Raw genomic sequence first — 9021 nt, 5'->3', positions numbered from 1 at the left:
CGTATCAAGTCTGATCCAAGTGGGGCAGCAAAATCGTGTCGTGGTCAAGACCAGCGATAACGAGTTTACTGTGAAGCCGGTAAAAGTGGGCATGCGAGTGGGAGACAACGTGCAAATTTTGAGTGGCTTAGCGGCCGGCGAACAGGTGGTCACTAACGGGCAATTTATGCTTGATTCGGAAGCTTCAATGCAGGGCTTGCTACCCGATCAAGATACAACGATGCCAATGATGCAGCACTCACACGGGGGGATGCATGATTAATCATCTCATTGAACTGAGTTTAAAGCACCGTTGGCTGGTCTTGTTGCTATCAATAGCCGTGACTTTGGTTTGCCTTCACTCATTGAAAGACACGCAACTTGATGCGATTCCTGACTTATCTGACGTGCAAGTGGTGGTTAAAACTAGCTATCCAGGTCAAGCACCAGCCGTGGTTGAAGAACAGGTGACCTACCCTCTGTCGAGTACGTTACTTTCGGTACCTAAGACAAAATCGGTGCGCGGCTTTTCGTTTTTTGGCGACTCGTATATTTACATTGTTTTTGAAGAGGGTACGGACCCGTATTGGGCCCGTAGCCGAGTGCTTGAATACCTGAATCAAGCTCAGGGGCAACTTCCAGATGACGTACAGCCCATGTTGGGGCCGGACGCCTCCGGTGTCGGTTGGATTTACCAGTATGCTTTGGTGGATCGTACAGGAAAGCACAACTTAGGCGAGTTAACGCGTATTCAGAATTGGTACTTAAAGCAAGGATTGCAAAGTGTTAAAGGTGTGGCCGAAGTAGCACGCGTAGGCGGTATGGTGGAGACTTATCAGGTGGTGGTCGAGCCGAGTCAGCTACGCCGCTACCAATTGAGTTTAAGTGATGTGACGTCGGCGATTCAAAATGCCAATGCTGAAGTCGGTGGTTCCGTCGTTGAAATGGCCGAGGCCGAGTACATGGTGCGCGGTTTGGGTTATCTACAATCGATAGATGACTTTCGAAGTTTACCTATCGGTAAGCCGTCTGCTCATGACGGTATTATTACCTTAGGTGATGTGGCTCATATACGGATAGGTCCTGAGTTGCGTCGGGGTGTTGCGGACCTTAATGGACAAGGAGAAGTGGTCGGTGGGATTATTGTCATGCGTTACGATAGTAATGCACTCAAGACGATCAACGGTGTTAAGGCTAAATTAGCAGAACTTGCTCAGGGCTTACCCGAGGGGGTCGAAATCGTTCCGACTTATGATCGCTCCGAGTTGATCAATGCGTCAGTTGATAACCTCAGCAGTAAACTGGTTGAGGAAATGGTTTTTGTGGCGGTGATTTGTTTCATCTTTTTGCTACACGCTCGCTCAACATTAGTGGCAGTGATTAGCTTGCCCCTATCCGTTTTGATTGCACTATGGATCATGAACCTGATGGGCATTACGGCAAACATTATGAGCCTTGGCGGCATTGCTATTGCCATCGGCGCATTGGTGGATGCGGCGATTGTGATGATCGAAAATGCCCATAAGCATTTACAGGCTTATGAACACACTCATCAGCGACAACCTCAAGGTAACGAGCGACAGCGTGTGCTTTTAGCAGCCTGTACCGAGGTTGGCGGTTCGTTGTTCTTTTCGCTCTTGATTATAACCGTTAGTTTTTTACCTATCTTTGCTTTACAAGGTCAACAAGGGCGCTTGTTTGAACCTTTAGCATATACGAAAACGCTCGCCATGGCATCTGCCGCGCTGTTGGCTATCACACTGATACCAGTACTTATTGGATTTTTTATCCGAGGCAAAATACCCAAAGAGGAAACAAACCCACTCACGCGATTGCTTGTATGGCTATATCGCCCACTGCTTAACAGTGCATTGCAATGGCCAAAGATCACTATCGTGCTGGCTATCGCGATTACAGCGAGCGCCGCCTACCCGTGGCAAAAGCTCGGTTATGAATTGATGCCACCGCTGTACGAGGGCGACTTAATGTATATGCCAACAACGCTGCCAGGTATTAGCGTTGAGGAAGCCTCTCAGTTGCTACAGCAAACTGATAAGTTAATCGCCCAACACCCGCAGGTAGAGCGCGTGTTTGGTAAAGTGGGTCGCGCTGATACAGCAACCGATCCCGCTCCCCTCACCATGATCGAAACCAGCATCACGTTGACGCCCGAATCGGACTGGCCTGAGGGGAAAACAATTGATGACATAAAATCCGAGTTAGATCGATATGTGCAAGTGCCTGGCTTGACTAATGCGTGGGTCATGCCCATACGAACACGTATTGAGATGCTCGCAACTGGAGTAAAAACGCCATTAGCAATAAAAGTGAGTGGACCTGAGCCTCAGCAACTGCAAACCATTGCTACGCAAATCGAAAATCAACTTAAGGATAGTTCTGCAACGGCATCTGTGATTGCTGAGCGCGCACAATCGGGTCGCTATATCGAGATCGCGCCCAAGCTCGACGAAGCGGCACGATACGGTGTTGCGCAGGCCGAACTCCAACAGCTCATTACCCATGCGGTGGGTGGACAACAGGTCGCCACGTCGATTCAAGGGGAACAACGTTTTCCTATCAACGTGCGCTATCCACGTGCATTGCGAGATCATGTTGATAAGCTGAAGGAGCTCAAGATCTACAGCGAATCGGGGCGTTGGTTAGTGCTTGGCGATATTGCGGATATCCGTCTGACACAAGGTCCAGCAGTACTTAAAAGTGAAGATGCGCGGCTCAGTAGTTGGATATTTATTGAACCTATTGCAGGTGTCACGAGTTCAGAATTTATTGCCGAATTGACGTCACAGCTAAAGGCACTTGAGTTACCCGAAGGCTACAACTGGAGCTGGACTGGGCAGTTTGAGGCCATGCAACAAGTGGAGCGCGATCTTCAGCTGATTATTCCTATCACATTGGTGGTTATTCTGTGCTTGCTGTATGCCGCATTTAACTCGCTTTCCCAGTCACTGTTAGTGATTGCGACGCTGCCATTAGCTTTGGCCGGTAGCCTATGGTTCATTTATCTATTGGATTACCAACTGTCGCTTGCGGTTATCGTTGGCATGATCGCGTTGGCTGGCGTGGCTGCTGAATTTGGGGTCGTTATGTTGCTTTACCTTAATCAGGCATGGAAAGCGCACGACGCGGAGGTAGCTCAATTAATGCCTGCGATAGAGGAGGGGGCGTTAAAGCGAGTTCGACCCAAAGCAATGACTGTCGCCACCATTATTGTCGGGTTGCTGCCAATTATGTTGGGTTCGGGTATTGGTAACGATGTAATGCAACGTATTGCGGCTCCTATGGTGGGTGGAATGGTGTTGGCCCCCTTGGTTTCAATGGTGCTGATACCAGTGGTATTTATGTTGCTAAATCGACGTCAAAAATGATGTCTGACATGAGGCTGCGACCCGTTTGGGTCGCAGTCTTAACAAAAAACTTACATAATATTTATTTATGATTCAATAATTTACCAGGCGATTGAAAAAAAAAATTGATTAATCGATCTGGCGAATACAAAACGGCTCTTCTAGAATACACTTCAACTTGACAACACTACGGTGAAATCAAGTCGGCCAAACCCATCGCGAGGTGGGGACGGAAAGCTTCGGGTCTTCTAAAAATAAAAAGCGAAGATAGCCGGGTTGCGAAAATTAGGATTTCGCAAAATGAAAACTTCAGTAAAAACCCTCTTAGTTGCTAGTTTGTTCACTACCACCGCAGCCGTTGCTGAGCAAATGGACTTAAGCAATACCGATACTACTTCATTCACTGTTAACGGTACCGTTGAGAAAGTGTGTAAAGTTGATAACAGCAGTGGTCCTTCAAAAACCATCGCGTTAGACGGTGTTGCAACAGCCGGCTTTGGTGTTGGTTTCTGGTGTAATACAGCCGCAATGCCAACCATCACTTATAGCTCACAAAACGGTGGTGTATTGGCACTTAACAACGATCCACAAGCAGGTTTCATTCCATACACTATGGATCACGGCGCCGCAGTGGGCGTATCTCTAACCTCTCCTTATTCAATGACTGGTAACGGTAACATGGTGGGTAACAATACCAATGGTGACCTACACCGCCGTACATTGAAAGTGTCTCCAGCACCAACTGGTTATGAGCGTGCAGGTGACTACAGCGACACGATCACTGTCACTGTTACACCTAACTAATTGAGTTTTTCATTCTAAGCCATCGCCTTCGGGCGATGGCTTAACTTTCCCGAATAACCTCAAGAGTTCAGCCATGTTAAAGAAAACGATGTTGTGGCTGCTAGTACTCGTTGCTGTGCTGGTAGATGCCTACGAAGTGGAGCCGATGATCGCTGAAATCCAGGCGACCAGTGGTAATAATCGTGTGACGTATCGTGTCGCAAACCCGAGCGAAACCACCTTGCCACTCGAAGTGGAAGTCTATAAACGTAGTTTCGACGAAAACCAAGTCGAACAGCTTGTAGAAACTGATGACATCATTGTCTTGCCACCGCAAATCGAGGTGGCGGCTCAATCGTATCAAGTTTTTCGTGCGCAATTTATTGGTGACCCCCGCCTAGCTGAAACACAGTCTTATCGGATTGTATTCAAACAATTGCCATTGAAGAGCGAGCCGAACGGTGAGCCAGAGATTAATATGGTATTTAATTTTGCCACGTTGTTGTTTGTTAACCCACAACAAGGTATCGAGGATTTGCAACAGCAACTGGATTGCGACAATACAGATAAAGAATGTGAGTTAGTACTTACTAATAATGGAAACCAAGTCGTTAATCTTAATGGCAGTCAACTGATCATCAATGCTGATGGTGAACGTGCCGTTGATTGGACCATGTACCGTGAATTATTGCCGGTTTCCTATTTGATGCCATCGCATACCATTCGATTAGCTTTGGCGTCGCTTAATGAGCAAGGACGAGTCCAAGATGCGCGCATTGAATTGGCTGATGATCGTTAGTGCGTCTGCTTCGGCTTATGCATTACCTGCTCAATCTCAACAGTATGCCATTGACCTGCCGGTCAGTTATAACGAACGTGATATCAAGGATATTGCAGCGACCATTCAAGCGGGTCAAGTCGTTGCTGTCGTGAAACAGTCATTGCTGAGCTCAATGGGCCGTATGCTGAATGATGATACTATTCAATGGCTAGAAGCTTATTCTGACAGTTTAATACCCATTGCTGCATTACAGGATCGCGGCATTTTCATCGATTTTTCACCGCAAAATATGAGTCTAACGGCAAAGTTAGCCGGTAGTGCTCTGCGTCCGACCGAGCTGAATTATGGGGCAGCCGATTATGTGGTGATTCCTGATAGTACGGCAACGATTGCAAGCGTTAATCGTTTTAACCTGCTAACGGAGACTGTCGAATCGGACACGCGCTTCGCATTAGAGTGGCTCGGATCAGCCAACGTCGGAGGCTATGATGGCGTGAATGCGCGCTGGTCTGCCTTTGCCGATCGCGACGACGAGGGCAATAACGAGTTTTACCGCGGTGAGGTCACACTATTTCACGATAACCCTCAATTACCATTGCGCTATGAGTTAGGCGATTTAACCACCTTCACGAGTGGTCATGTGAGCGGACTCAATATGGGTGGTATTGGTATTTCGCGGGCTTATCGAGAGTTGCAACCGCGTCGTGAAATTAGTCCAGGTAACAGTCAACAATTCTATCTCCCTTCGAGCGCCGATGTTGAGATCCAAGTGAACGGTTTTACGGTTTTACGTCAGCAATTTAACCCGGGTCGTTATGAGTTAAATGATTTGCCGTTCACTGCTGGCGCCAATGAGGTATTGGTCGTCGCAACGTTCGAAGATGGCACAACACAGACATTTCGCTTTGATAATTTCTATAGCGGCGCATTGTTGCGTAAAGGTCTTTCGGATTTCTCGTTTCAGCTAGGTTATGCATCGGAATTTGAAGAGTTTTCATATAACTATGCGGATGAACTGACATTTTCTGGCTATTACGATTACGGTTTCTCAGATAGTTTCACTGCCGGCATGAACCTCGAGCTCAGTAGCTTGGGCCATATTGTCGGCACTACGGTATCCTATGGTTTTGACATTGGTGTCATTACATTGCGTGGCTCTCAATCTAAACTGGATGAATTTAATGGCTATGCAGCGTCCATCGATATGGGGTTCTCGGTTTGGGGAAGTGGTTACAACAGCTCGCCTAACTTACGCTTTAGTTTTGAGAAAAGAGTCGATTTTGCTCCCACAGTAGCTACCCAGCCACTTGCACTATTTGATGATCGACGGGTGACGGCAGACTATACCTACTTTTTCAATGACGAGCTTGATTTAACAGCCAGTGTGTCGCGTTACGAAGCGGTGGATGGCACAACTATCAATACTGATTCGTTACGACTCAGCTGGCGCAGTCGTGGTTGGCTGTTAAGTGCCGAATATTATCGCAGTAACTTTGTCGATCCATTAACGCAGCAACAAGACGGCGTGTTTTTGAGTATTTCTTGGAATAGCTATGATTCGCGTAGTCAGTTGCGTACAAGGGTTGAATACGATGACCGCAGAGAACAGGCACAAGCGAGCTTTGGTCGCATTAACCGCAACCGGGTAGGCAACTATGGTTACGAAATCTATGGCATCGATAATCCACAGTTACGTGATATTCGAGCCAGCGGTAGTTACACCGGCAACCGTATGCGCGGCGAACTGACGGCATCAAAACTTGAACTAGAGTCGGGCGCTAGTTTTGACATCTATCGCACATCGCTGAGTACGACGCTCGGTTTTGCAGACGGCAGCCTTGGCATGTCGAGTATTGTTGATGCGCCGTTCGCATTGATTAATAAGCATGAAACGCTAGCAGATAGCCGCGTTGAGATTAATCCCGACTATTTGGGTGAGATCGAAGCGCGGGCAGGCGACACCCTCGCAGGACTTGTCACCCTCGGAGCCCCCTTTAGTGAAACCAGTGTTATTGTCAATGTGCCTGACGCGCCGCTCGGTTATAACTGGGGTCCAGGTTTATATGATTCGAGCGGTGGCAGTGTGACTGGACGTGTCATTACTGTGGGTTCTGATGCCGCTTATTTAGTCTTGGGCTACATTCAAGATGAATCAGGTCAGCCGTTAAGCTTAGAGCGTGGCGAACTGGTTGGAAATGGATTGGTGTTGGATGTATTTACCAATCGCAGGGGCCGTTTTGCGGTCGAGGGCATTGCGCCAGGTACTTACAAGTTAGTGATAGGTAAGTATCAAGCAAAAGTGAACTTTAAAGCAGCGGAAGAAAATTTAATTGATGCGGGGATTATTACCGTGAGCGAGGTGCAACCATGAACAGGTTCATAATCGTGTTTATTTTTCTGGTGTCAGCTGTGGCACAAGCTGATGGGCGTTACCCACACCAGTGCACGGGTGATTTTGATGTGCAAGTCAACCAATACAATTCGGTGCGGTTTGACGATGAAATTTTATTGCCGATAAAAGTGCAGGCGTTTCGAGAGGGGCGTCCTTGTATCGATAGTTTGATTTTTAGCGCTGTAGATAACGGACCTTTCAAACTCATCGGTGAAGGGGGCGCACAGCTCGATGCGACTTTACTTAATACCAATCGCAAACCTTTGCCGGTGCGCACCGTCGATGGACGTCGCTCTTGGGTCGTTGATTACAACGGTCATCAGCATCTTAATTTGTGGTTACGTATTGATGCACACCGCGTGATTACGGCGGGCGCATACTCGGCCGCTCTGGTTATTCAATCTAAGGATGGTCGCAATACATTGGTGGATAAAGTGGTCGATCTTGGGTTTTACATGCCTGCCATTGTCAGTATTCAAGTCGCTCGCTCACACAGTGATTCGGTGCGCGGTCATGGCGGCCACTACCAAGTAGATTTAGGCAGCCTCAATGACGGGGCGCGTGCTGATTGGCGGTTAAAAGTGTTTAGTAACAGTCTTTACGACGTATCGATTTATTCAGAGGACCGCGCGTTGGTGCATCAGCAAGACAGCAGCAGTCGCATCCCGTATGAGATCCTTTTTGATGGTAACCGTTTTCCCGCAACTACCACCTACCAACGCAGCTACCAGCAAAGTTACTCTGGTAAGCGGCGCTTTGATATGGGTATCGTTGTGGATGATGTGAAGTATCAACGCGCAGGTCGTTATCAAGACACCGTTTATGTGACAGTGACAGCAAGATAGGAGTTGTTTTGAGTAAACAGAAGTTAAATGCAGGTTTTACGCTGATTGAGTTGATTATTGTTATTGTGGTCATTGGTGTCTTAGCGGTGACGGCGGCGCCTAAGTTTTTTGACTTTGGTACCGCAGCACGGACCAATGCAGTTAAGTCGATGTCGGGTACCTTGACGGAAGCCTCCAAGCATATTGATGCTGCACTACAGTTACCTAACCGAGTTATCGACGTGAATGGAAGCCCGTGGTTAGACGTCAATGGTGACGGCATTATCGAAGCCGATACCACCTCAGACCAAGAGAATCCGCGTAACAATGTCAGTCGTGACATTAAGCTGATAAAGAACGGCGATGGTCAATTGGGGCCTGATAACTTCGAAGTGGCAAAAATGGTGAATTTCTCAGAGGATGTCATCATTGAAGTCGGTGAGCGTCATCAAACCTATATCGGTTTTGACCGTGATGATGATGGTGAAATAGCGGATGACAACTGTCGCGTTTACTTTACCCAACCGATCAACTCACGCGGTACTTTTGTCGCACACAAAACAGACGGCTGTTAATCAACCATTAAAAAAGCCTCGCAGCAAAACTGCGAGGCTTTTTAATTCGACTCACGCGGTGCGATTAAGCAACGTTGATGGTCGGGATGATGTTCTCTTTCGCTGCTTTTTCAGCGTCACGGAACGCATCCATTTGGTCAAAGTTTAGATACTTATAAACTTCGCCAGCCATCGCGTTAATGTCTTGCGCGTACTCAAGGTACTCTTCTGGTGTCGGTAAACGACCCACGATAGCGCCTACTGCTGCGAGCTCTGCAGAAGTAAGGTAAACGTTTGCGCCATCACCTAAACGGTTAGGGAAGTTACGAGTTGAAGTAGACAG

General features: G+C 47.7%; 7 protein-coding genes, 1 pseudogene and 1 riboswitch. Of the genes and pseudogenes, 7 read left to right on the top strand and 1 reads right to left on the bottom strand.

Going from position 1 to position 9021, the window contains the following annotated elements; genetic code table 11:
• The 7 genes and pseudogenes from B2X00_RS02080 to B2X00_RS02050 form a co-directional block, all read left to right on the top strand.
• A pseudogene (locus B2X00_RS02080) lies at positions 1 to 262 on the top strand (efflux RND transporter periplasmic adaptor subunit); the annotation flags it as partial.
• On the top strand, positions 255 to 3365 hold the full coding sequence (locus B2X00_RS02075; RefSeq protein ID WP_290485916.1) for an efflux RND transporter permease subunit: 3111 nt from the start codon (positions 255 to 257) through the stop codon (positions 3363 to 3365). The pseudogene B2X00_RS02080 and the gene B2X00_RS02075, both read left to right, overlap by 8 nt.
• 175 nt (positions 3366 to 3540) lie before the next feature.
• Positions 3541 to 3628, top strand: a riboswitch (cyclic di-GMP riboswitch).
• Positions 3629 to 3644: 16 nt separating this feature from the next.
• Complete coding sequence (locus tag B2X00_RS02070; RefSeq protein ID WP_071463108.1) at positions 3645 to 4148, top strand: hypothetical protein; 504 nt, start codon at positions 3645 to 3647, stop codon at positions 4146 to 4148.
• Positions 4149 to 4221: 73 nt separating this feature from the next.
• Positions 4222 to 4926: a fimbria/pilus periplasmic chaperone gene (locus B2X00_RS02065; protein WP_290485915.1), complete on the top strand. Its 705-nt coding sequence runs from the start codon at positions 4222 to 4224 to the stop codon at positions 4924 to 4926.
• Positions 4895 to 7279: a fimbria/pilus outer membrane usher protein gene (locus tag B2X00_RS02060; protein ID WP_290485914.1), complete on the top strand. Its 2385-nt coding sequence runs from the start codon at positions 4895 to 4897 to the stop codon at positions 7277 to 7279. Before B2X00_RS02065 ends, B2X00_RS02060 begins: the two co-directional genes overlap by 32 nt.
• Positions 7276 to 8145 carry a hypothetical protein gene (locus tag B2X00_RS02055; RefSeq protein WP_290485913.1) on the top strand — a complete coding sequence of 290 codons (870 nt, stop codon included), beginning with the start codon at positions 7276 to 7278 and terminating at the stop codon, positions 8143 to 8145. Before B2X00_RS02060 ends, B2X00_RS02055 begins: the two co-directional genes overlap by 4 nt.
• 8 nt (positions 8146 to 8153) lie before the next feature.
• Positions 8154 to 8699 (top strand): prepilin-type N-terminal cleavage/methylation domain-containing protein, encoded by a 546-nt coding sequence (locus tag B2X00_RS02050; protein WP_290485912.1) that lies wholly within the window; start codon positions 8154 to 8156, stop codon positions 8697 to 8699.
• 64 nt (positions 8700 to 8763) lie between these two features.
• Here the strand turns inward: B2X00_RS02050 and B2X00_RS02045 are convergent.
• Positions 8764 to 9021, bottom strand: a 258-nt coding sequence (locus tag B2X00_RS02045; RefSeq protein ID WP_290485911.1) for a hypothetical protein, incomplete at its 5' end; no start/stop codon positions are given.

This window comes from Idiomarina sp. UBA3162 (assembly GCF_002364475.1).
Taxonomy (GTDB): Bacteria; Pseudomonadota; Gammaproteobacteria; order Enterobacterales; family Alteromonadaceae; genus Idiomarina.
Note: the sequence above shows the minus strand (reverse complement) of the source record. Positions and strands in the feature narration are given on the sequence as shown.